At 69.3% G+C, this 21,272-nt stretch carries 21 protein-coding genes; 9 read left to right on the top strand and 12 right to left on the bottom strand.

Going from position 1 to position 21,272, the window contains the following annotated elements; genetic code table 11:
- Positions 1-24: 24 nt before the first annotated feature.
- A complete protein-coding gene (locus HQ314_RS12765; RefSeq protein ID WP_155956898.1) occupies positions 25-435 on the top strand; it encodes a hypothetical protein in 411 nt (136 codons plus the stop codon).
- Here HQ314_RS12765 and HQ314_RS12760 read toward each other — a convergent pair whose 3' ends face one another.
- A complete protein-coding gene (locus tag HQ314_RS12760) occupies positions 436-1,302 on the bottom strand; it encodes an acyl-ACP desaturase (RefSeq protein ID WP_027503927.1) in 867 nt (288 codons plus the stop codon). It abuts the gene before it with no gap.
- A 146-nt stretch (positions 1,303-1,448) separates the two neighbouring features.
- On the bottom strand, positions 1,449-2,765 hold the full coding sequence (locus HQ314_RS12755; RefSeq protein WP_027503928.1) for a PhoH family protein: 1,317 nt from the start codon (positions 2,763-2,765) through the stop codon (positions 1,449-1,451).
- Positions 2,766-3,069: 304 nt separating this feature from the next.
- Here HQ314_RS12755 and HQ314_RS12750 point away from each other — a divergent pair, with 304 nt between their 5' ends.
- A complete protein-coding gene (locus HQ314_RS12750) occupies positions 3,070-3,894 on the top strand; it encodes an alpha/beta hydrolase (RefSeq protein ID WP_261781646.1) in 825 nt (274 codons plus the stop codon).
- On the opposite strand, the gene HQ314_RS12745 is transcribed toward HQ314_RS12750, so the two are convergent.
- From HQ314_RS12745 to HQ314_RS12735, 3 genes are read right to left on the bottom strand one after another with little or no spacing between them, the layout of a single operon-like run.
- Positions 3,881-4,684 carry a carbon-nitrogen hydrolase family protein gene (locus HQ314_RS12745; RefSeq protein ID WP_222650246.1) on the bottom strand — a complete coding sequence of 268 codons (804 nt, stop codon included), beginning with the start codon at positions 4,682-4,684 and terminating at the stop codon, positions 3,881-3,883. The genes HQ314_RS12750 and HQ314_RS12745 overlap by 14 nt on opposite strands.
- Before the next feature lie 6 nt (positions 4,685-4,690).
- The gene (gene glyA, locus HQ314_RS12740) at positions 4,691-5,995 is read right to left on the bottom strand and encodes a serine hydroxymethyltransferase (protein WP_222650245.1); all 1,305 of its coding nucleotides are present in this window, start codon (positions 5,993-5,995) and stop codon (positions 4,691-4,693) included.
- Between the two features lie 23 nt (positions 5,996-6,018).
- A complete protein-coding gene (locus HQ314_RS12735) occupies positions 6,019-7,212 on the bottom strand; it encodes a DUF885 domain-containing protein (protein ID WP_222650244.1) in 1,194 nt (397 codons plus the stop codon).
- 78 nt (positions 7,213-7,290) lie between these two features.
- On the opposite strand from HQ314_RS12735, the gene coaA reads away from it, so the two are divergent.
- The gene (gene coaA / locus HQ314_RS12730) at positions 7,291-8,223 is read left to right on the top strand and encodes a type I pantothenate kinase (RefSeq protein ID WP_027503933.1); all 933 of its coding nucleotides are present in this window, start codon (positions 7,291-7,293) and stop codon (positions 8,221-8,223) included.
- 30 nt (positions 8,224-8,253) lie between these two features.
- On the opposite strand, the gene HQ314_RS12725 is transcribed toward coaA, so the two are convergent.
- Positions 8,254-9,021 (bottom strand): isoprenyl transferase, encoded by a 768-nt coding sequence (locus HQ314_RS12725; protein WP_027503934.1) that lies wholly within the window; start codon positions 9,019-9,021, stop codon positions 8,254-8,256.
- Positions 9,022-9,177: 156 nt separating this feature from the next.
- On the opposite strand from HQ314_RS12725, the gene HQ314_RS12720 reads away from it, so the two are divergent.
- Genes HQ314_RS12720 through HQ314_RS12710 form a run of 3 tightly spaced genes read left to right on the top strand, consistent with a single transcriptional unit; the run spans position 9,178 to position 11,927 of the window.
- Complete coding sequence (locus HQ314_RS12720; protein ID WP_222650243.1) at positions 9,178-9,618, top strand: SRPBCC family protein; 441 nt, start codon at positions 9,178-9,180, stop codon at positions 9,616-9,618.
- Complete coding sequence (locus HQ314_RS12715) at positions 9,615-11,216, top strand: NAD(P)/FAD-dependent oxidoreductase (RefSeq protein WP_222650242.1); 1,602 nt, start codon at positions 9,615-9,617, stop codon at positions 11,214-11,216. The genes HQ314_RS12720 and HQ314_RS12715 overlap by 4 nt, the downstream gene beginning before the upstream one ends.
- A gap of 42 nt (positions 11,217-11,258) precedes the next feature.
- On the top strand, positions 11,259-11,927 hold the full coding sequence (locus HQ314_RS12710) for a hemolysin III family protein (RefSeq protein ID WP_027503937.1): 669 nt from the start codon (positions 11,259-11,261) through the stop codon (positions 11,925-11,927).
- A 7-nt stretch (positions 11,928-11,934) separates the two neighbouring features.
- On the opposite strand, the gene HQ314_RS12705 is transcribed toward HQ314_RS12710, so the two are convergent.
- Genes HQ314_RS12705 through mca form a run of 3 tightly spaced genes read right to left on the bottom strand, consistent with a single transcriptional unit; the run spans position 11,935 to position 15,088 of the window.
- Positions 11,935-13,944: a thioredoxin domain-containing protein gene (locus tag HQ314_RS12705; protein ID WP_222650241.1), complete on the bottom strand. Its 2,010-nt coding sequence runs from the start codon at positions 13,942-13,944 to the stop codon at positions 11,935-11,937.
- A 55-nt stretch (positions 13,945-13,999) separates the two neighbouring features.
- Complete coding sequence (locus tag HQ314_RS12700; protein ID WP_204866685.1) at positions 14,000-14,239, bottom strand: hypothetical protein; 240 nt, start codon at positions 14,237-14,239, stop codon at positions 14,000-14,002.
- Complete coding sequence (gene mca / locus HQ314_RS12695) at positions 14,240-15,088, bottom strand: mycothiol conjugate amidase Mca (RefSeq protein WP_037184227.1); 849 nt, start codon at positions 15,086-15,088, stop codon at positions 14,240-14,242.
- A gap of 136 nt (positions 15,089-15,224) precedes the next feature.
- Here mca and HQ314_RS12690 point away from each other — a divergent pair, with 136 nt between their 5' ends.
- From HQ314_RS12690 to HQ314_RS12680, 3 genes are all read left to right on the top strand, one after another.
- Entirely contained in the window at positions 15,225-15,656 is a 432-nt protein-coding gene (locus HQ314_RS12690; protein WP_027503941.1) for a DUF4307 domain-containing protein, read from the top strand.
- Between the two features lie 288 nt (positions 15,657-15,944).
- Positions 15,945-16,439 (top strand): transcription elongation factor GreA, encoded by a 495-nt coding sequence (gene greA / locus HQ314_RS12685; RefSeq protein WP_027503942.1) that lies wholly within the window; start codon positions 15,945-15,947, stop codon positions 16,437-16,439.
- Positions 16,440-16,583: 144 nt separating this feature from the next.
- The gene (locus tag HQ314_RS12680; RefSeq protein ID WP_222650240.1) at positions 16,584-17,306 is read left to right on the top strand and encodes an FAD:protein FMN transferase; all 723 of its coding nucleotides are present in this window, start codon (positions 16,584-16,586) and stop codon (positions 17,304-17,306) included.
- On the opposite strand, the gene ilvA is transcribed toward HQ314_RS12680, so the two are convergent.
- The 3 genes from ilvA to HQ314_RS12665 all read right to left on the bottom strand — a co-directional run bounded on the left by ilvA (position 17,307) and on the right by HQ314_RS12665 (position 21,183).
- Complete coding sequence (gene ilvA / locus HQ314_RS12675) at positions 17,307-18,524, bottom strand: threonine ammonia-lyase (RefSeq protein ID WP_222650239.1); 1,218 nt, start codon at positions 18,522-18,524, stop codon at positions 17,307-17,309.
- A gap of 37 nt (positions 18,525-18,561) precedes the next feature.
- Positions 18,562-19,734 (bottom strand): cystathionine gamma-synthase, encoded by a 1,173-nt coding sequence (locus HQ314_RS12670; RefSeq protein WP_056447615.1) that lies wholly within the window; start codon positions 19,732-19,734, stop codon positions 18,562-18,564.
- A 63-nt stretch (positions 19,735-19,797) separates the two neighbouring features.
- A complete protein-coding gene (locus HQ314_RS12665) occupies positions 19,798-21,183 on the bottom strand; it encodes a cystathionine beta-synthase (protein ID WP_027503945.1) in 1,386 nt (461 codons plus the stop codon).
- Positions 21,184-21,272 lie beyond the last annotated feature (89 nt).

Genomic DNA, 21,272 nt, shown 5'->3' with positions numbered 1-21,272 from the left:
CGATCAGGAGGAGTGTGACGTGTCATGACACGAACTGCAGTGGCACTCCTCGGCGGCGCCGCCGCGATCGGCGCGGCGCTGGCCGCCCCCGCACTGGCGTCCGCCGGACCCGTTCCCGACGGCGTCTACGTCGGCACCACGCCCGAAGGCGCTCCCGTCCCGCTGTGGGACGGCAAGACCATCACCGGCGACACGACGGTCAACCGACTTCTCGGCGTCAACGCGATCCCGGGCGACGTCTACCGCGCCCCGAGCATCGCGACCGGGGCCGACGTGGTCCACGTCGACTACTCGCGCCTGTCCCCCGCCTTCGGAGCCGTCTTCCACGACGAGATGACGCGCGACGCCGTGAACCCGAACCGTTGGAACGGCACCGTGTACTTCGTCGGTGCCGGTCAGCCGGTGGTGGTGGGCGGGTTCGCGATCACGCGCTGATCAGGACGCGGCAGTGGCGAGTGCGCTCTCGAGCTCTGCGCGGGCCGCGAGGCCGTCCTCGCCGAGGCCGTCGAGGGTGAACACGTTCCACGCCTCGAGCAGGGGCTTGATCACCTCTTCGGTCTCGATGGTGCGGTCGTAGAGCCCGATGCCGGCGAGCAGTTCGGCGCTGCCGCCGCGGCCGGGGAGATCGACGGTGGGGACCGAGAAGGACGCGACGGTGTCGGCGATGGCGCGGACGGCGCCGTCGGCATCGACGCGGATCGCGGCGGAGACCAGGTCGGTGAAGAGCGTGGTCTGCAGCTCGTCGTCCTCGGCGATGCGGTCGAGGATGCTCGACAGGAGAGCGTCCTGCGACGACGCGGAGGCGCGACGGTGGCGCACGGCCGCTGCGCGCTCGTCGAGGGCGAACTTGGCGAGGATGTGCAGCACGTGCAGAGACGGTGCGGAGTAGCCGGTGGTCATGTGCTCGATGCGCACACGCTCGAGATCCACCGGGTCGACCGCGCGAGTCGTCATGAGGTAGTTGCGCAGCACGATGGCGTGCCGGTTCTCCTCCGCGGTCCACCGGCCGATCAGCTTCCACCAGACGTCGCTGCTCCGGAGAGCGAACGCCAGGTCGCGGTGGTACTCGGGCAGGTTGTCGGCGACCAGCACGCTGACGGTGGCACCGACGACCTCGGCGTCACCGAGCGTCACCTGCTCCGGAGACCAGTCCTCGCCGCCGAGGAACGCGAAGTTGCGACCCGAGTCCCACGGAACGTAGTCGTGGGGCTGCCAGTCCCGAGCAGCGTCGATGTGCTTCTGCAGCAGGTGCGCGGCATCGGCTTCGAGCTCGCTCAACAGGTCCTGGTCACTCTTCGGCATCACAGCAGCATAACGGCCGTAGGTGTCCACTCCGAACCTTCGGACCGCGCGGCGCGGATTCCGGTGATCTCCCTGACAAAGAGGTCGGTGATAGTTCGGCGTCACACCGCGCCGGGCGGTCCGTGCCGCCCGGCGCGAACGGTGACTCAGGCCGGCCCGAACTCCTCGAGCATCTCGGTGACCAGTGCGGCGATGGGCGAGCGCTCCGAACGGGTCAGCGTGATGTGGGCGAAGAGAGGGTGCCCCTTCAACTTCTCGATCACGGCGGCGACACCGTCGTGGCGTCCGACCCGCAGGTTGTCGCGCTGTGCCACGTCGTGCGTGAGCACCACGCGTGATCCCGTGCCGAGCCGCGAGAGCACCGTCAGCAGGACGTTGCGTTCCAGCGACTGCGCCTCGTCGACGATGACGAACGAGTCGTGCAGCGACCGTCCGCGGATGTGCGTGAGCGGCAGCACCTCGAGCATGCCGCGTGCGGTGACCTCCTCGATGACCTCCGGACTCGCGAGACCGTCGAGCGTGTCGAACACCGCTTGCGCCCACGGGCCCATCTTGTCGCTCTCGCTGCCGGGGAGGTAGCCGAGCTCCTGGCCGCCGACCGCGTACAGCGGCCGGAACACGACGACCTTGCGATGGGTCCGTCGTTCGAGCACCGCGTCGAGGCCCGCGGTGAGCGCGAGCGCGGACTTACCGGTGCCGGCCTTCCCGCCGAGCGAGACGATGCCGATGCTCTCGTCGAGCAGCAGATCCAGGGCGACGCGCTGCTCGGCGGACCGGCCGTGCAGGCCGAACGCCTCACGCTCGCCGCGCACCAGCTGCACCTGCTTGTTCGCCGTCACCCGACCCAACGCGCTGGACGTGCCGCCGAGCAGTCGAACACCGGTGTGGCACGGCAACTCTCGCGCTTCGTCGATGTCGGCGAATCCCTCGGCGAACAGGCCGTCGATGGTCGCGCGCGACGCCTCGATCTCGGCCATGCCCGTCCATCCCGACGGGACGACGTCGTGAGCGTGGTACTCGTCGGCCGGCAGACCCACCGCACCGGCCTTGACGCGCAGCGGGATGTCCTTGCTGACCAGCACCACGTCCTTGCCCTCGGCGGCGAGGTTCAGTGCGCACGCGAGGATCCGCGAGTCGTTGGAGTCGGTCCGGAAGCCGACGGGAAGCACAGCGGGGTCGGTGTGATTGAGCTCGACCTGCAGGGTGCCGTTCTCGGTGCCGATGGGCACGGGCTGATCGAGGCGCCCGTGGCGGATCCGCAGGTCGTCGAGCATCCGCAACGACTCGCGCGCGAACCACCCCAGTTCGTGATGATGCCGCTTGCCTTCGAGCTCGCTGATGACGACAAGTGGAAGGACGATCGCGTGCTCGGCGAACCGAGTCACGGCCCAGGGGTCCGAGAGCAGAACCGAGGTGTCCAGCACGTAGGTGCGGACGGAAGAACCGGAGCGAGCTGCAGTCACGTGGGGCTCCTAAGGACGCGCGGTCACCGCGCATCCGTCGATCGCTGGACCGGTCGATCCCGACACCGCAGGGACCGGGGCCGGCCCCTCCCGACCGAATGACTCAGTCATGTGTGAGGACCTCCCGTACGGACGGCTTCCCCGCCACCCGCACTGCTGACGCTAGACCGGATCGGGGGCGCAGGCTCGGCGACACGTGGGGACGTGTGGGTGAACTCTGCGTTACACGCCCGTGCGCCTTTCGCGCATCCAGGAGTACGCAAAAGGCGCACGGGGCCGAAGGCCACGGTGTTAACTTCGGCCGATGCAGAACGCGCAGGAAATGCAGCAGCTCAGGGGAACCCACGGCACCGTCGCCTACCGTTCCTGGCCGTCCACCACGCCGGGATTCGTCGCGCTGCTCGCGCACGGGTACGGCGAACACTCGGGTCGCTACGGCCACCTGGCGTCGACCCTGACGTCGGCCGGAGCGGCCGTGTACGCCCCCGACCATCACGGGCACGGGCGGTCCGACGGGACGCCCGCCGAGATCACGGACGTGGACGGCATCGTCGCCGATCTGCACTCGATCGCGGACATCGCCCGCGGCGAGCACCCCGATCTACCGGTGATGCTGCTGGGCCACTCGATGGGTGGTCTCATCGCCACGCGCTACGCGCAGACCCACCCCGGCGAGCTGGCGGCACTCGTGCTGTCCGGTCCGCTGGTCGGGCAGAACCCGGCCTTCTCGATGCTGCTGTCGATGGACGAGATCCCCGAGATCCCGATCGACCCGTCCGTGCTGTCCCGCGACCCCGAGGTCGGCGCCGCCTACCAGGCGGACCCGCTGGTCTTCCACGGCCCCTTCGCGCGCGTCACCCTCGAGACCTTCACGGCCGCGGTGGAGACGGTGGCGTCCTCCGGCACTCTCGGCGACCAGCCCACGTTGTGGCTGCACGGCGGCGACGATCAGCTGGTGCCGCTGGAGCCGACGACCGAGGCGATGCGCTCGCTGCGCGGCCCGTCGTTCGAGGAGAAGGTCTACCCCGGTGCGCGGCACGAGATCCTGAACGAAACCAACCGCAGCGAGGTCGAGTCGGACATCCTCGACTTCCTGGGCCGCGCGGGACTGCCGCTCACTCGCGACTGAGGTCGCGGACGATCGACGAGTAGAGGCCGGGGCGGCGGTCCACCAGGTAGGGGTTGTCTCGATGGGCCGCCGCCACGACCTCGGTGTCCACCGTGCCGAGAATCAGGCCGGTCTCGTCGTCGAGTCGGTCGATCACCTCGGCGTCGGGGCCGACGATGCTGCTACGGCCGACGTAGGTGGTGGCGCGCTCGGTTCCGACGTGGTTGACGTACGCGACGTAGAGCTGGTTCTCCCATGCGCGCGTGCGGATGACGACGTCGGCCACGAATGTGAACGGCACCATCTGCGCGGTGGGAACGAGCAGGGCGTGCGCGCCCGCGAGGGCCGCGGCTCGGACGTTCTCGGGGAACTCGACGTCGTAACAGATCATCAGACCGAGCCGCACCCCGCGGAAGTCGACGACCGTCACCGAGTCGAGCCCGGGCGAGTACCACTCCCGGTCGAGCTCACCGTAGAGGTGCGACTTGCGGTGCTGCGCAATCACACTGCCGTCCGCATCGACGAGTGCGACCGTGTTGTACACCGCTCCCGCCTCGGTCTCCGGCAGACCCACGAGCAGCGCGATGCCGCGGCGGCGCGCCAGTGCGCACACCTCGGAGAGAAGGTCCCGTGACGTCAGCTCACCGAGGCGATCGCCGATGTCGTACCCGGTCACGAACATCTCCGGCGTGACCAGGAGGTCGGCTCCGCGCGCCAGAGCCGCCCCCGCGGCTTCGTCGAGTTCCGTGAGATTGGCGTCGACGTCACCCGGTGACCCCGCCGTCTGCAGACCCGCCACGGTGAGCCGCATGTCGGATCAGCCCAGCAGTCCCCAGCCCTCGAGTCCCTCGTACAGCGGGAAGTCGTGGGCGAGCGTGCTGACGCGACCACGCAGGTCGTCGGTGGCCTCGCCGGTGGCGAGCGCCGTCGCGATGATGTCGGCGACCTCGGTGAACTCGGCCTCGCCGAACCCACGGGTCGCGAGCGCCGCGGTACCGATACGCAGACCGGAGGTGACCATCGGCGGGCGCGGATCGAACGGCACCGCGTTGCGGTTCACGGTGATGCCGACCTCGTGCAGCAGATCCTCGGCCTGCTGGCCGTCGAGCTGCGAGTTGCGCAGGTCCACCAGCGCGAGGTGGACGTCGGTTCCGCCCGTCAGCACCGAGACACCCTTGTCGGAGACGTCGGCGCCGGTCAGCCGCTCCGCGATCAGCGACGCACCGAGCAGGGTGCGTTCCTGACGCTCCCGGAACTCGGGAGTGCCGGCGATCTTGAAGGCGACGGCCTTGGCCGCGATCGCGTGCATGAGCGGACCGCCCTGCTGGCCGGGGAACACCGCGGAGTTGAGCTTCTTCGCCCACTCCTTCTTGGCGAGGATGATGCCCGAGCGGGGCCCACCGAGGGTCTTGTGGACGGTGGAGGACACGACGTCCGCGTAGGGCACCGGCGACGGGTGCACACCGGCGGCGACGAGCCCGGCGAAGTGCGCCATGTCGACCCACAGAAGCGCACCGACCTCGTCGGCGATGGAGCGGAACGCGGCGAAGTCCTGGTGCCGCGGGTAGGCCGACCATCCGGCGATGAGCACCTGTGGGCGTGCGTGCAGCGCCTGCTTGCGCACCTCGTCCATGTCGATGCGGTGGTCTTCCTTGCTCACACCGTAGGACTCGACCTCGTAGAGCTTGCCCGAGAAGTTCAGCTTCATGCCGTGCGTCAGGTGGCCGCCGTGCGCCAGGTCCAGACCCATGATCTTGTCGCCCGGGTTGATCAGAGCCATGAGAACGGCGGCGTTGGCCTGGGCGCCCGCGTGCGGCTGCACGTTGGCGAACTCGGCACCGAAGAGCTCCTTCGCCCTGGTCCGAGCCAGATCCTCGACGATGTCGACGTGCTCACACCCGCCGTAGTACCGACGACCGGGGTAACCCTCGGCGTACTTGTTGGTGAGGACGCTGCCCTGCGCCTGGAGCACCGCGCGGGGAACGAAGTTCTCCGACGCGATCATCTCCAGGGTGTCGCGCTGGCGTCCCAGCTCGCCGGCCATCGCCGCGGCGACCTCGGGATCCACCTCGGCGAGGGAGGCGGTGTCGATGTTGGTGGCAGAGACGGGCGCAGCAGTCATGCCGCCGAGTCTAATGCCCGTGATCAGCGCAGTTGAGACGGGATGAGGGGTTCGTCGAGCAGCCGCTCGAAGCGGTCGGCTCGGCCGTCCGCCGAGTCGGCCCGGTGCAGCCACGAGTGCAGCAGGCGATACCCCTCGACATAGGTGCTGGTGTAGGCACGCCAGAGCGGTGAGGACAGGAATCGCAGCATCTGACGGGCGCGTTCCGGTGTCGCGAGCGACCACTGCCCCAGGAACGCGGCCACGTCGTCCTGGCTGCGGTGCTCGTCGTGCAGCAGCAGCGCGGCGTCCTGACGGACCCCCAGCAGCTTCGCCGACGCGGTCTGCAGCGCCTCGGCGCGTTCCCCGTCGAATCGCAGGCCGAGGTCGGCGTAGATCTCCTGCGCCCACACTCCCCAGCCCGGCCCGACGATCGACTCGAGCGCCAGGTCCGCGAGGCCCTCGGCCATCAGGCACTGCGGAGTGTTGACGACGAAGAGCGTCTGCTCCGCCTGCCCGGCACCGCGCACGAGCCCGGCCTCCTTGCGGCAGTGCTCGGTGTGGTGGCCCGGGTACGACTCGTGTGCGATGAGATGGGGCAGATGCGCCATGTGCTGCTTGAGGTCCGAGTTGATCGCGACGGTGGACCGGTAGTCGCCCAGGTAGTAGTTGAACCCGGACCACGGCTTGTCGCCCACCACCTCGTAGGTGACCTTCTCGGTGTCGGGCAGCGGGTACCGGCCGCGCACCTTGTCGCGCAACGCACTGGAGAACGCCTCGACGCACTCGGCGAGCCGCTCGGGCGGGATCTCGTCGGCCACGCGGTGAGCGCGCACCCGCTCCCCCAGTGGCCCCGCCCCGGCCAGCACCTCGTCCATCAGGCGATGTGCCTCGCGGTAGTCGTCGGTGTCGCCCGGTGCGATCGCGACGTCGAAGTAGTCGTGCACCTCGTCGACGAATCCGATCTCGTCACCGGCCAATTTCCGTGCCGACGTCTCGAGCGCGCGCAGGTGGACGTCGAGGAACGCGGCGCGGTCCTCGGAGAGCCCCGACGAGGGCAGTTCGGTCCGCAGTTCCGCCGCCCGCCGCGCCAGCGCGCGGGGTTCGGGCGGGGGCGCGTTCTCGACCTGGCGTCGCAGAGCGGGGTCGCCGGTGTAGGCGTCGACGAACCCCTCCTCGAGGCGATCGAAGGACAACCCCAGCACGAGGTAGTCGTGGACGAGAGTGTCGGCGTGCATGACGCTCGACTCTAGTCACGCACCACCCGGCTGTCGGTTCGCCGGAGCCACCCAGCACAATTCAGTCATGGAGGCAGCGTGTCCCGAGTGAGCGAGTCGAGTCCGTACGTCGAATTCGACCGTCGACAGTGGCGCACTCTCCGGAACGCGACACCCCTGGTCCTGACCGAGGACGAGCTCACCGGCCTGCGCGGCCTGGGCGAACAGATCGACCTCGACGAGGTCGCGGAGGTCTACCTCCCCCTCGCTCGACTCATCCATCTCCAGGTGGCCGCCCGCCAACGCCTGTTCGCGGCGACGGCCACGTTCCTCGGGGAGAAGACGCCGGACCGCCAGGTCCCCTTCGTCATCGGCATCGCCGGCAGCGTCGCCGTCGGCAAGTCCACGACCGCGCGCGTGCTGCAGGCACTGCTGGCGCGATGGGAGCACCACCCGCGCGTGGACCTGGTGACGACGGACGGGTTCCTCTACTCGTCGGCCGAGCTGGTGCGTCGAGGAATCATGCACCGCAAGGGTTTTCCCGAGAGCTACGACCGGCGCAAGCTTCTGCGCTTCGTCACCGAGGTGAAATCCGGCGCCGAATCCGCACGCGCACCCGTGTACTCGCACGTCTCGTACGACATCGTGCCGGGCAAGTACACAGAGGTGCGACAGCCGGACATCCTCGTCATCGAGGGACTCAACGTCCTGCAGACCGGTCCGCGCCTCATGGTCTCGGACCTCTTCGACTTCTCCATCTACGTCGACGCCCGCATCGAGGACATCGAGAAGTGGTACGTCGACCGCTTTCTCGCCCTGCGCTCCACGTCGTTCGCCGACCCGGCCTCGCACTTCCACCACTACTCGGGACTGTCCGACGAGCACGCCAGGATCGCGGCCGCGGACATCTGGCAGTCGATCAACCGGCCCAACCTGGTGGAGAACATCCTGCCGACGCGCCCCCGCGCCACCCTGGTGCTGCGCAAGGACGCCGACCACACCATCAACCGGCTGCGCCTGCGCAAATTGTGACGGCCGGCCTCCGGCCTGCCCGGCTCCGGCTCAGGTACCGAATCTCCGGTGCCGCGCGGCGAAGTCGCGCAGCGCGCGCAGGAAGTCGACGCGGCGGAACTCGGGCCAGTAGGCCTCGGTGAACCAGATCTCCGAGTACGCGCTCTGCCACAGCAGGAACCCGGACAACCGCTGCTCCCCCGACGTGCGGATCACCAGATCCGGATCCGGCTGGCCCGACGTGTAGAGGTGCGAGTCGATGCCCTCGACGGTGACCGAGCGGAGCAACTCGTCCCCGTCGGCACCGTCGGACAGCCGTTCCGCGATGAGCGACTGCACGGCGTCGGCGATCTCCTGACGGCCGCCGTACCCGACCGCGACGTTGACGTGCGTTCCCGAGCGGCCGGCCGTGCCGGCGGCGGCCTCCTTGAGGCGGCGGGCGGATTCGGCGGGAAGCAGATCCATCGTGCCGACGATCTTCACGGACCAGTTCTTTCCCGGTCCGCTGATCTCCTCGACGACGTCGGTGATGATCTCGAGCAGCGAGTCGAGCTCGTCCGGTGACCGGCGCAGGTTCTCGGTGGACAACAGGTAGATGGTGGCCATCTCGACGCCGGCCATGTCACACCACGTGAGCAGCTCCGCGATCTTGAGCGCACCCATCCGGTGCCCGTGGCTGACGTCGGTGAAGCCGTTCTCCCGGGCCCAGCGACGATTGCCGTCGCACATCACGGCTACGTGCCGAGGGTGCTGAGCGCCCTCGAGCTGACGCAGCAGGCGCCTCTCGTAGAGCGTGTACAGCAGACCGCGAGCCTTCACCCAGCTCCCCACTTCGACAGAATTGTTCAGCAGGTGATCACCCTACGCCCGCAGTACGACGCGATCGGCGTGACCGACTCGTCACCGCGCCGCATGATGGTTCCGTGGCGTACGGGGTACCCGGCTCCGACCGCACACGAGAGAACAGGAGCAGTCATGACTGTTGTCCGGGACACCACGGCGAGCGTCGATGCCGTGTGGAACGTGCTCTCCGACGGGTGGAGCTACGCGACGTGGGTGGTGGGCGCCTCGCGCATCCGCGCCGTCGACCCCGAGTTCCCCGCGCCCGGCTCGCGGATCCACCATTCGGTCGGGCTGTGGCCCGCCGTGCTGAACGACGAGACGCGGGTACTGAGCATGACGGAGGGACACGAGGTGACACTCGAAGCGCGCGGGATGCCGGCAGGCAAGGCGACGATCGTCCTGCGCCTGACGCCGCGAGGCTCGGGGTGCCGGATCGAGATGATCGAGCACGCTCGGACCCTTCCGTTCTCGCTCGTTCCCGAGTCGGTCCAGCACGCACTCGTGTATCCCCGCAACACCGAGGCGACACGGCGACTCGCGCTGCTGGCCGAGCGTTCCGCGGTTCCCCGATGACGACCACGACGGTGGACGCCGTCGTGATCGGAGCGGGCCACAACGGACTCGTCGCGGCGTCCGTGCTCGCCGACGCAGGATGGGACGTCGTCGTCCTGGAGTCCGCCCCGGTGCCCGGCGGCGCGGTCCGCAGCGCCGAGCTCACCCCGGGATACGTGAGCGACCTGTTCAGTGCCTTCTATCCCCTCGGTGCGTCGTCCCCGGCGTTCACGGCGCTCGAGCTCGACCGCCACGGACTCCGCTGGACCCACTCACCCGTCGTCTTCGGTCACCCGCGCTCGCCCGACGACGAGGACGCCCCGGTGGTCCACCACGATCCCGAGGACACCGCCGCCATGCTGGCGGAGCACGATCCGCGCGACGGCGAGGCGTGGATGTACGTGGTGGACCAGTGGAACCGGATCCGCGATCCTCTGCTGCACTCGCTGTTCGGCAGCTCCTTCCCGCCTGTCAAGGGTGCCGCGACGCTCTTCCGGCGCCTCGGGACCGCGGAGACACTGCGGTTCCTGCGCTTCGCAGTACTCCCGGCCCGGGCGATGGCGCACGAGTTGTTCCACAGCGAGGCGGCGCGATGCCTGCTGCTCGGCAACGCCATGCATGCCGACGTCCCCACCGACGCACCCGCGAGCGGCATCATGGGCTACCTGCTGACGATGCTCGCGCAGGATGTCGGCTACCCCGTCCCGGTCGGCGGTGCGCAGGAGCTGACCAGCGCGCTCGTGCGCCGTGCCGAGAGCGCCGGGGCGCGGGTCGTCTGCGGAACCGAGGTGACCTCGATCGACGTCTCCGGCGGTGTCGCCCGCGGCGTGCGGACGGCAGGCGGCGACACGTACGTCGCACGGCGAGCCGTCGTCGCAGACGTGTCCGCTCCCGCGCTGTACGGCTCGCTGTTGCCGCGGGACGCGGTTCCCGCCCGGGTGCACAGCGATCTCGAGAAGTTCGAGTGGGACACCCCGGTGGTGAAGATCAACTACGCGCTCGACTCCCCGATCCCGTGGCGCTCGAAGAGTCTGAACGAGGCGGGCACGGTGCACGTCGGCGCAGACGACGACGGTCTGGTGCGATGGAACGCCGACCTGGTGACAGGCCGCATCCCGGAGCGGCCGTTCATGCTGTTCGGTCAGATGACGACCGCGGACGCCACCCGCTCCCCGGCCGGGACGGAGAGCGCATGGGCGTACACACACCTCCCCCGCGGTGTGACGGACGACGCCTCGGGCGACCTGCTCGCCGAGCGGGTCGACACCGTCCTCGAGGAGTACGCGCCCGGGTTCGCGGCGTCGATCGTCGGCAAGCACGTCCAGCGGCCGGGCGACCTGACAGCGGACGACGCCAACCTGTTCGGTGGCGCGGTGAACGGCGGAACGTCGCAACTGCAGCAGCAGTTGGTGTTCCGGCCCGTTCCCGGACTCGGACGTACGGAGACTCCCGTCGGTCGGTTGTTCCTCGGGAGCGCGTCCGCCCATCCGGGCGGCGGCGTGCACGGGGCACCCGGACTGGCTGCGGCGAGGGCCGCGTTGGCGAGCGACGGTGTGCGCGGATGGGTTCACCGCAAGACGATCAGTGCCCTGATGGATCTGACACTCGGTGACCGCTAGTTCGGCCACGGTCGGAGCGCGAACCTACGGTACCGTAGGTTCGTGACTGTCTTCGGGCTCGACGAACTGCCGGTGAAGCCGCGCATGCGCGGATGGATCCACCTGTACGCCTTCGGGGTGTCGGTGGTCTGCGGGATCGTGCTCGTGGTGCTCGCCTACTCGGCGGTGTCCGTCCGGGCCGGTCTCGCGATCACTGTCTACGCCGTCGCGACGTGCGGTCTCTTCGGAGTGAGCGCGACATACCACCGCGTCCACTGGCAGACCGTGCGCAGCCGGACGTGGATGAAGCGCGCCGATCACTCGATGATCTTCCTGTTCATCGCCGGCAGTTACACGCCGTTCGCAGTGCTCGGGCTGCCGAGCCGCACCGGCACCATCGTACTGATCGTGGTGTGGGCCGGTGCGCTGGCCGGAGTGACGCTGAAGATGCTGTGGCCCACGGCCCCTCGCTGGCTGGGCGTGCCCCTGTATCTCGTGCTGGGCTGGGCCATCGTGCCGGTCGCGGGCGAACTCACCCATCGTGTGGGCGTCGGACCGATGGCACTGCTGGTGGCGGGCGGCGTGTTCTACAGCATCGGCGCGATTCTCTACGCAACGAAGTGGCCCAACCCGTGGCCCACCACGTTCGGCCATCACGAGTTCTTCCACGCCGCGACGGTCGTCGCCGCGGTGTGCCACTACATCGCCGTGTGGCTGGTGCTCTTCACCTGATCCGGCGTCACCGGACCAGGAGTGCGGTCAGGTCCTCGGGGTCGGTGACCGGTCGGTCGCACACGAAGCCGTGACACACGTACGCGGCCGACTCGCCGCTCACCAGCAGGCGATCCGCGAGCAGCGGGACCGAGTCGGGCGGACCCGCGACCACCACCGTGCCGCCGGCGGCAACGCGGCGGGCGGTGCGTACGAGGTCGTCGTCGACCGACTCCGTGGCGATCGCCACCTGCACCGGTCCCGCCACCGCGGCTTCCGCGACGGTCAACCAGTGGCCGGCTGACCGGGGTGCCCGCTCGAGCAGGATCGACGCTCGCGCCAGCGACCTGTCCGCCGCCGCACCGAAGCGCGAGGAGTTCTCGCTGGACGCGGCCACCGTCAGCAGAGCCTCGGTGATCAGTGCCGCTCCGGACGGGGTCGCGTTGTCGAGTGGATCGCGAGGCCGGGTCACGAGCGTCTCCGCGTCGTCGGCGGTGTCGAACCAGCTGCCCGGCTGCTCAGGATCGGCGAAGTGGTCGAGCGCGACGTCGAGTACCTCCTCCGCCGCCGTCAGCCAGCGCGCCTCCCCGGTCGCCTGGTGCAGCGCGGCCAGAGCGACGGCGAGTGCGCCGTGATCCTCCGCGATGGCCGCCGCATCGCCCACGACGCCGCCCAGGGACGCACGCCGTAGTCGGCCGTCGACGCGGTGCAGGTCCAGGATGCGGTCCGCGCAGCGTGCTGCCGCATCGACCCAGTTGCGGTACCCCAGCGCGGCGCCGCCCTCGGCCAGCGCCGTGATCGCGAAGCCGTTCCAGGCGGTCACCACCTTGTCGTCGCGCCCCGGCTGAGGACGCGTGGCACGCGACGCGGCCAGTGCTGCGCGCATGCGTGCGAAACGCTCGGGGTCCGTCGGTTCGGCCCGCAACTGCAACACGGACGCCCCCTCCTCGAACGTGCCCGTGTCGGTCACCCCGAACACCTGCGCGGCCCGGGCCCCGTCCTCGTCGCCCAGTACCTCGACCAGCTGCGCGGGTGTCCACGCGTAGGTCAGACCCTCCACCCCGTCGGTGTCGGCGTCCAGGGCGGAGGCGAAGCACCCGTCGTCCGTGCCGAGATCGCGCAGGAGGAAGTCGGCGGTGTCGACGGCCACACGATGAGCGAACGCATCGCCGCGGCGCGCCAGGTGAGCGTAGAAGCGCAGCAGCAACGCGTTGTCGTAGAGCATCTTCTCGAAGTGCGGCACCACCCAGTCCGCATCGACGGAGTACCGAGCGAAACCGCCCCCGAGCTGGTCGTACATCCCGCCGCGGGCCATGGCGTCGGCGGTACGGCCCACCGCGGCGCGCGCGGGCTCCGACCCGGTGCGCTCGACGTGGCGGAGCAGCCCCTCCACGAGAGACGACGGTGGGAACTTCGGTGCTCCGCCGAAGCCGCCGCGCGGCACGTCCTCGTCCGCCAGGACGCGCGCCACCGCCTCGTCGAGCAGGGCGGCGTCGACGATTCGGTCGCCCTCCGGAATGCCCGCGGCGGTCCTGCGCAGTTCGGCGACCACCGAGGCCGACGCCTGCTGCACCTCGTCACGACGGGTGCGCCACGTCTCGGAGATGGCCTCGAGCAGCTGCGTGAACGACGGCATCCCCTGCCGAGGTGTGGGCGGGAAGTAGGTGCCGCAGTAGAACGGTTCCGCGTCGGGGGTGAGGAACGCCGTCATCGGCCAACCGCCCTGACCCGTCATCGCGACCGTCGCGTTCATGTAGACGGCGTCGATGTCGGGGCGTTCCTCGCGGTCGACCTTGATGCACACGAAGTTCGCGTTCATGATCTCCGCGATGGCGTCGTTCTCGAACGACTCGTGTGCCATCACGTGACACCAGTGACACGCCGAGTAGCCCACCGACAGCAGGACCGGGACGTCTCGTTCGCGAGCCCACGCCAGGGCGTCGTCACCCCACTGCTGCCAGTGCACGGGATTGTCGGCGTGCTGACGCAGGTAGGGGCTCGTCGAGTCGGACAGGGTGTTGCGCTCACGGGTGGCCACCCCTGCAGTGTCCCCCGTGACACCCGGCGCAATCACCGCTCGGGTCGCAAACCCCTCACCGCTCGGGTCGGAAGCCTCCGCGGTCCGTGCCCTCGTCCGCCGCCTGGTCCGGCGTCGGATCCTCCGGCTCGAAGGACGCCGGGAGCTTCTTGAAGTGCGCGTTCATCGACCGCACCAACAGGGCGGTACCGATGAGCAACAGCACGATGATGACGAGACCGACGGGTGACGCCTTACCGAACTCGGGCCCGGTGTTGTTCTGCGCCAGCATGATCGACGCGCTGAGCACGGTCATCTAGGACTCGATCCCGGCGAACAGGTCGGTCTCGGGCAGCGACGTGCGCACGCGGGTCCGCGCGAGCTCGTACTCCTCGGTCGGCCACAGCTTCTTCTGAACGTCGACCGGGACCGCGAAGAAGCGGCCGTTCGGATCGATCTGGGTGCGGTGCGCACGCAGTGCGTCGTCACGCTGCTGGAAGTAGTCCGCGCACTCCACCTGGGTGGTGACGCGCTCCATGATCTCGCCGCGATCCTTCGGCCACTGCGCGAGCCATTCCGTGAACGGCCCCTCCTGACCGGAGGCGATCATCTCGTCGTCGAACAACTGCATGCGCTGGCGGATGAAGCCGTGGGAGTAGTAGAGCTTCGAGACCTCCCACGCCTCGCCCGTTCCGGGGAACTGCTCGGGATCGCCGGCCGCCTCGTACGCGGCGACCGACACCTCGTGGCAGCGGATGTGGTCGGGGTGGGGGTAGCCACCCTTCTCGTCGTAGGTCGTCATGACGTGCGGCTTGAAGTCGCGCACCACGCGCACCAGAGCCTCGGTCGACTCCTCGAGCGGCACCAGCGCGAAGCATCCCTCGGGAAGCGGCGGCAGCGGATCTCCCTCCGGCAGACCGGAGTCCACGAACCCCAGCCACGTCTGCTGCACCCCGAGAATGGCTGCGGCAGCGGCCATCTCCTCCTTGCGCACCTCGGACATGCGCTCGCGCACACCGGGGATGTCCATGGCCGGGTTGAGGATGTCGCCGCGCTCACCGCCGGTGAGCGTGACCACCAGCACCTCGTTGCCCTCGGCCGCGTAACGCGCCATGGTGGCAGCGCCCTTGGAGGACTCGTCGTCGGGATGGGCGTGCACTGCCATCAGTCGCAGTCCGCTCACGTGTGCCTCACTTCAACTATCGGTGGTGCTCCGGTTCCGGTCCGGGCACCTCCAATAGTTCCACTTCGTCCGGTACCCCGCCGAGGCGGTACCGGGTCCGCGAGTAAGTTCGACGGCGATGTCCACCACGCCGCAGAGTCTCCCCGAGGGTCGCTACCCCACCAGTCGGGGAATCGCCCCGTCCCGTGTCCTCGCCGTGGCTCTGACGCTGCTGGTCATCGCGCTGGGCGTGGCCGTCGCCTACCTCGGATACACCAAGTTCACCACCCCCGACGTCGACGGGACCATGGTGTCGTTCGACATCGTCGGCGAGGACCGCGTCGACGTACGCCTGAACGTGACCAGGGACGACCCGTCCCAGCCCGCGGTCTGCATCATCCGATCGCGATCGCGCGACGGAACCGAGACCGGGCGACGCGAAGTACTGATCCCGGCGTCCGAGAACGGCACCGAGGACGTCCGCAGCTTCGTGATCACCTCGGCCGCGCCGGGCCTCGCCGACCTCTACGGATGCAGCCTCGACGTGCCGGAACATCTCACACCTCGGTGACCGTCGGGTGCCGACCAAGAAACCACGAAGTTCTTTCGTGGTAAAATCGCTTCGTACACGGCTCACCCAGTGGGGCCGTGTATTGCTGCATTGACGGGCGTAACGCGAGCACTCGAGCCAAGGGCCGTTCGCATCGACCGCGTTCCGCCCCGGCGGAACGCCCTGCTCGTGACGGAGCTCGCGCACCAGCGCGGGCTCTCTTTCACGTGTGGGCTCGGTGACACCACCGCACGCCGCCTACGAATACCGGAGCCGAACGGCTCTGAAGAACACGAGGGAGTGATCGAGATGAGCGAGACCCAGGTGACCTGGCTGACCCAGGAGTCGCACGACAGGCTCAAGGGCGAACTCGACCAGCTCATCGCCAACCGACCCGTCATCGCCGCGGAGATCAACGAGCGACGGGAAGAGGGCGACCTCAAGGAGAACGGTGGATACCACGCCGCCCGCGAGGAGCAGGGCCAGCAGGAGGCGCGTATCCGCCAGCTGCAGGAGCTGCTGAACAACGCCAAGGTCGGCGAGGCTCCCACCCAGTCGGGCGTCGCGCTCCCCGGGTCGGTCGTCAAGGTCTACTACGACGGTGACGAGTCCGATTCCGAGACGTTCCTCATCGCCACGCGTGAGGAGGGCGCACGGGACGGCAAGCTCGAGGTCTACTCCCCCAACTCGCCCCTCGGCGGCGCATTGATCGACGCCAAGGTCGGCGACACGCGCGAGTACTCGCTGCCCAACGGCAAGACCATGAAGGTCACGCTCGCGAGCGCGGAGCCGTACCACAACTGATCTCGCACGACGCATGTCGTTCGGCCCCGCACGTTCGCGTACGGGGCCGAACTCCGTTTCCCATCCGTGTGGCCGCCGGGCTCGAAGCCCTGGTGTAACAGGCACGCGCTCGCCGAGCGATGAACGCCATGGAGGTGCCACCAGATGAGTCTCGCCACGAAGGCATTCGCAGGGTTCGACATCGACGACCGCCACGTGCGGGTGGTCGTCACCGACGCGGCCGTGATCACCGATGCGGCAGCCGCGGCGCGCACCGCCCTGGACACGTGGCTCGACATCGTCTCGCTCACCCGTGCGGACTCCGAACTGCAGCGACTGAACCGCTCCTTCGGCCGGACCGTGCGCGTCTCCCCTGCTCTGGCGGACCAGGTGCGACACGCCCTCGCCGCCGCGGACCTGACGGCCGGCGCCGTCGATCCGCTCCGCAGCTCGGGCACGGACACTCACGAGGCCATCGAGATAGACGGACTCGGCATGCGCCTTCCCGGCTGGGCCACAGTCGATCTGGACGCGACAGCGCTCGCCGTGGTCGTGGAGCGCATCGCCGCGACGATCGCACGCCGCTTCGCCTGCGGGGCACTGGTGTCGGTGTCGGGTGCGAACTCGACCGACACCGACATTGCCGTCGCCGGGCCGGAACCCGTTCGTGGATGGCAGATCTCGGTGATCGACGGCTCGGCGGAACGCCTCGTTCCGATCGCCTCGGGAACCACGATGGTGACCACCACGGGCACCACCACGGCCACGGTGGCCGCGTCCTCCCCCGTGGTGGCAGCCGCGCTGTCGCGCGCCGCGGCAGCGGGCGCCGACGCGCTGGTCGATCGCGCCGCCGACCACGCCTCCGCCGCGGTCTTCATCGCCGCCTGATCACTCCTGAACTTCGGCGTCGTATCCGGCGGCCGCGAGACCCGACAGCACGGCGGCGCGGTGATCCGGGCCCCGGGTCTCCAGGGTCATCATGATCTCGACCTCGTCCATCGCCAGCCGCCCTGCCGTGCGCGCGTGCACCACGTCGACCACACTCGCGGCCGTGTCGCGTGCCACGCCGAGCACCCCCACCAGGCCACCCGGGCGGTCGGGGATGACGATGCGCACCGTCAGATAGCGACCCGCCGCTCGCAACCCGTGCGCGACGACGTGTGTCAGCAGGAGCGGATCGATGTTGCCGCCGGACAGGACGGCGACGATCGGCCCGTCACCGTGGAACTGTTCGGGATGGTCCATGAGCGCAGCGACGGCTGCCGCTCCGGCGGCTTCGACGATGAGTTTGGCGCGCTCCATACACAGCAGCAGTGCCCGCGACAGCGCGTCCTCGCTGACGGTGAGCACGCGGTCCACCATCTCGGTGACGTGTGCGAAGGGGACCGCCCCGGGACGCCCCACGGCGATACCGTCGGCCATCGTCGACATCCGTTCGGCAGAGATCGGCATACCGGCCTCGAGCGATCCGGGCCACGCGGCTGCCTGTTCCGCCTGGACCCCGACGATGCGAATGTCCTTGCCGCTCAACGCGACGGCAGCGGCGATGCCGGCGACGAGACCGCCGCCGCCGGTCGGCACCACGATGGTGCCCACATCGGGCATCTGGTCGAGAATCTCGACGCCGACCGTGGCCTGGCCCGCGACCACGTCGATGTGATCGAACGGGTGGATCAGCACGGCGCCGGTCTCGTCGGCGAAGGCCATGGCCGCCAGGAGAGCCTCGTCGATGGTGGTGCCCACCTGGTGAATGGTGGCCCCGTACGCCTTGGTGGCCACCAACTTCGGCAGCGGCGCACCGTTCGGCATGAACACCGTCGACGCGGCCCCGAGTTCCGACGCCGCCCACGCGACGCCCTGCGCGTGATTGCCGGCACTGGCCGCGACCACCCCACGAGCGCGCTCCTCGTCGGTCAGACCCGCGATCCGGTTGTACGCACCCCGCGGCTTGAACGATCCGGTGCGCTGCAGGTTCTCGCACTTGAGCCACACCTGGCGGTCGGTGCGATCGGACAGGACACGGGACGCCACGAGGGGTGTGCGGCGCATGACCGGGGCGAGCAGCGCGGTGGCGCGGTCCAGCCGGTCGGCGGTGAGGAGATCCATGGCTGGAACCCTAAACCCGAATGCTCCTAGGCGAGCGTCAGGCGAGCGCCTGTTCTATGTCGCCCACCAGGTCGGCGGCGTCCTCGATGCCGACGGACAGGCGCACCAGGTCGTCCGGCACCTCGAGCAGCGAGCCGGCGGTGGAGGCGTGGGTCATGGCGCCGGGATGCTCGATCAACGACTCGACGCCGCCCAACGACTCGGCGAGAGTGAAGATCTCGGTGCGCGCGCAGAGGTCGAGCGCCGCCTGGCGGCCACCCTTCAGACGGACCGACACCATGCCGCCGAACCGACGCATCTGCTTGGCGGCGACGGCGTGGGACGGGTGGCTCTCGGATCCCGGGTAGATGACCGAGGAGACGGCGGGGTGACCCGTCAGCAGCTCGACGATCTTCTCGGCGTTGTCGCTGTGCCGCTCCATGCGCAGGGCGAGCGTCTTGATGCCGCGCAGTGTCAGGAACGCGTCGAATGGTCCGGGAACACCGCCGGCGCCGTTCTGCAGGAAGGCGAACGACGCGTCCAGTTCCTCGTCGTTGCACACGAGGGCGCCGCCGACGACGTCGGAGTGTCCACCGATGTACTTGGTCGTCGAGTGCAGCACCACGTCGGCACCGAGCGTGAGGGGCTGCTGCAGGTACGGCGACGCGAACGTGTTGTCGACGACGATCTTCGCGCCCGCCTCGTGTGCGACGCCCGACAGAGCCTCGATGTCGCCGACGTTGAGCAGCGGATTGGTGGGCGTCTCGACCCAGACCAGCTTCGTGTTGGGGCGAATGGCCTCGCGCACGGCGTCGACGTCCGACACCGCGGCCACCGAGTACTCGATGCCCCACTGGGTGAACACCTTGTCGATGAGCCGGAAGGTGCCGCCGTACGCGTCGTTCGGGATCACGAGGTGGTCGCCCGGGCGCAGCGACGCCCGCAGGAGGGCGTCCGTCGCGGCCATGCCCGAGGAGAACGCGCGACCGTAGTGGCCGTTCTCGAGGGCTGCCAGGTTGGCCTCGAGCGGACGCCGGGTCGGGTTGCCGGTGCGGGCGTACTCGAACCCGCTGCGCATACCACCCACGCCGTCCTGGGCGAAGGTGGAGCTCGCGTAGATCGGGACGTTGACCGCACCGGTCAGCGGGTCGGGCTCGTACCCGGCGTGCACCGCGCGAGTGGAGAACCCCTGCCAGGACGTCGTGTCGGACTTGCTGCGCTGCTCACTCATGCGCACCAGCCTAACGAGCGGGCAGGCCGGAGGCCGGTCGGGATGGGTCAGTAGTTCCGTGTGTCAGGACGCGGTGGTGACGAATCCGAGGAGATCGTGGCGGGTGATGACGCCGACCGGCTTGCCGTCGTCGACGACCATGACGGCGTCGGTGTCGCCGAGCGTCTTCGTCGCGGCCGAGACCGGCTCACCGGCGCCGATGAGCGGGAACGGCGCACTCATGTGCGTCTTCACGGCGTCGGACAGGTTCGCCCGGCCCTCGAACACGGCACTGAGCAGATCGCGCTCGCTGACACTGCCCGCGACCTCGCCCGCCATGACCGGCGGCTCGGCGCCGACGACCGGCATCTGGGAGACGCCGTACTCGCGCAGGATCTCGATGGCGTCGCGCAGCGTCTCGGACGGGTGCGTGTGCACGAGGTCGGGCAGTGCGCCGGACTTGCCGCGCAGCACGTCACCGACGGTGGGCTCGGCGGTGCCGCCGTCGAGCCGGGTGCGCAGGAAGCCGTAGGAGCTCATCCACTTGTCGTTGAAGATCTTGCCGAGGTAGCCGCGACCACCGTCGGGCAGCAGGACGACGACGAGGGCGTCCGGGCCCTCGCGCTCGGCCACCTGCAGCGCGGCGACCATGGCCATACCGCAGGATCCGCCGACCAGCAGGCCCTCCTCGCGGGCCAGGCGACGCGTCATCTCGAACGAGTCGGCGTCGGACACGGCGATGATCTCGTCCGGGATCGACGGGTCGTACGCGCTGGGCCAGAAGTCCTCGCCCACGCCCTCGACGAGGTACGGCCGACCGGTCCCGCCCGAGTAGACGGAACCCTCGGGATCGGCACCGATGATCTTCACCGCACCGCCCGACATCTCCTTGAGGTAGCGACCGGTTCCGGTGATGGTGCCGCCGGTACCGACGCCGGCGACGAAGTGCGTGATCTTGCCGTCCGTGTCGTTCCAGATCTCGGGTCCGGTGGTCTCGTAGTGGCTCTGCGGACCACCCGGATTGGCGTACTGGTTGGGCTTCCAGGCACCGTCGATCTCGCGCACGAGGCGGTCCGAGACGCTGTAGTAGCTGTCCGGATCCTCGGGGGCGACCGCGGTGGGGCACACGACGACCTGCGCGCCGTAGGCACGTAGGACGTTGCGCTTGTCCTCGCCGACCTTGTCGGGGCACACGAAGACGCACTTGTAGCCGCGCTGCTGTGCGACGAGGGCCAGGCCGACTCCGGTGTTGCCGGAGGTGGGCTCGACGATGGTGCCGCCGGGCTTCAGTTCACCGGACGCCTCGGCCGCCTCGATCATCTTGACGGCGATGCGGTCCTTCGAACTGCCACCGGGATTGAGGTACTCCACCTTGGCGGCGAGGAGTGCGGACCCGGGGGCGACGACGGTGTTCAGCTTCACCAGCGGGGTGTTGCCGATGAGGTCGACGACGCTGTTTGCAATGCGCATGCGTCCATCCTCCCAGATGTCCGGACGGACACCCACCGAGCCTGGTCGCGCTGCGGCGATCGCACTGCACGGCACCACCGTCGGCGCAC

It is taken from the genome of Rhodococcus sp. BP-332 (assembly GCF_019836065.1).
Lineage (GTDB): Bacteria > Actinomycetota > Actinomycetes > Mycobacteriales > Mycobacteriaceae > Rhodococcoides.
Note: the sequence above shows the minus strand (reverse complement) of the source record. Positions and strands in the feature narration are given on the sequence as shown.

Bases quoted from the DNA above. Each gene is read 5' to 3' on its own strand.
- HQ314_RS12765 (WP_155956898.1), top strand. From the start codon at position 25: ATGACACGAACTGCAGTGGCACTCCTCGGCGGCGCCGCCGCGATCGGC.
- HQ314_RS12760 (WP_027503927.1), bottom strand. From the start codon at position 1,302: ATGCCGAAGAGTGACCAGGACCTGTTGAGCGAGCTCGAAGCCGATGCC.
- HQ314_RS12750 (WP_261781646.1), top strand. From the start codon at position 3,070: ATGCAGAACGCGCAGGAAATGCAGCAGCTCAGGGGAACCCACGGCACC.
- HQ314_RS12745 (WP_222650246.1), bottom strand. From the start codon at position 4,684: ATGCGGCTCACCGTGGCGGGTCTGCAGACGGCGGGGTCACCGGGTGAC.
- glyA (WP_222650245.1), bottom strand. From the start codon at position 5,995: ATGACTGCTGCGCCCGTCTCTGCCACCAACATCGACACCGCCTCCCTC.
- HQ314_RS12735 (WP_222650244.1), bottom strand. From the start codon at position 7,212: ATGCACGCCGACACTCTCGTCCACGACTACCTCGTGCTGGGGTTGTCC.
- HQ314_RS12720 (WP_222650243.1), top strand. From the start codon at position 9,178: ATGACTGTTGTCCGGGACACCACGGCGAGCGTCGATGCCGTGTGGAAC.
- HQ314_RS12715 (WP_222650242.1), top strand. From the start codon at position 9,615: ATGACGACCACGACGGTGGACGCCGTCGTGATCGGAGCGGGCCACAAC.
- HQ314_RS12700 (WP_204866685.1), bottom strand. From the start codon at position 14,239: ATGACCGTGCTCAGCGCGTCGATCATGCTGGCGCAGAACAACACCGGG.
- mca (WP_037184227.1), bottom strand. From the start codon at position 15,088: ATGGCAGTGCACGCCCATCCCGACGACGAGTCCTCCAAGGGCGCTGCC.
- HQ314_RS12690 (WP_027503941.1), top strand. From the start codon at position 15,225: ATGTCCACCACGCCGCAGAGTCTCCCCGAGGGTCGCTACCCCACCAGT.
- greA (WP_027503942.1), top strand. From the start codon at position 15,945: ATGAGCGAGACCCAGGTGACCTGGCTGACCCAGGAGTCGCACGACAGG.
- HQ314_RS12680 (WP_222650240.1), top strand. From the start codon at position 16,584: ATGAGTCTCGCCACGAAGGCATTCGCAGGGTTCGACATCGACGACCGC.
- ilvA (WP_222650239.1), bottom strand. From the start codon at position 18,524: ATGGATCTCCTCACCGCCGACCGGCTGGACCGCGCCACCGCGCTGCTC.
- HQ314_RS12670 (WP_056447615.1), bottom strand. From the start codon at position 19,734: ATGAGTGAGCAGCGCAGCAAGTCCGACACGACGTCCTGGCAGGGGTTC.
- HQ314_RS12665 (WP_027503945.1), bottom strand. From the start codon at position 21,183: ATGCGCATTGCAAACAGCGTCGTCGACCTCATCGGCAACACCCCGCTG.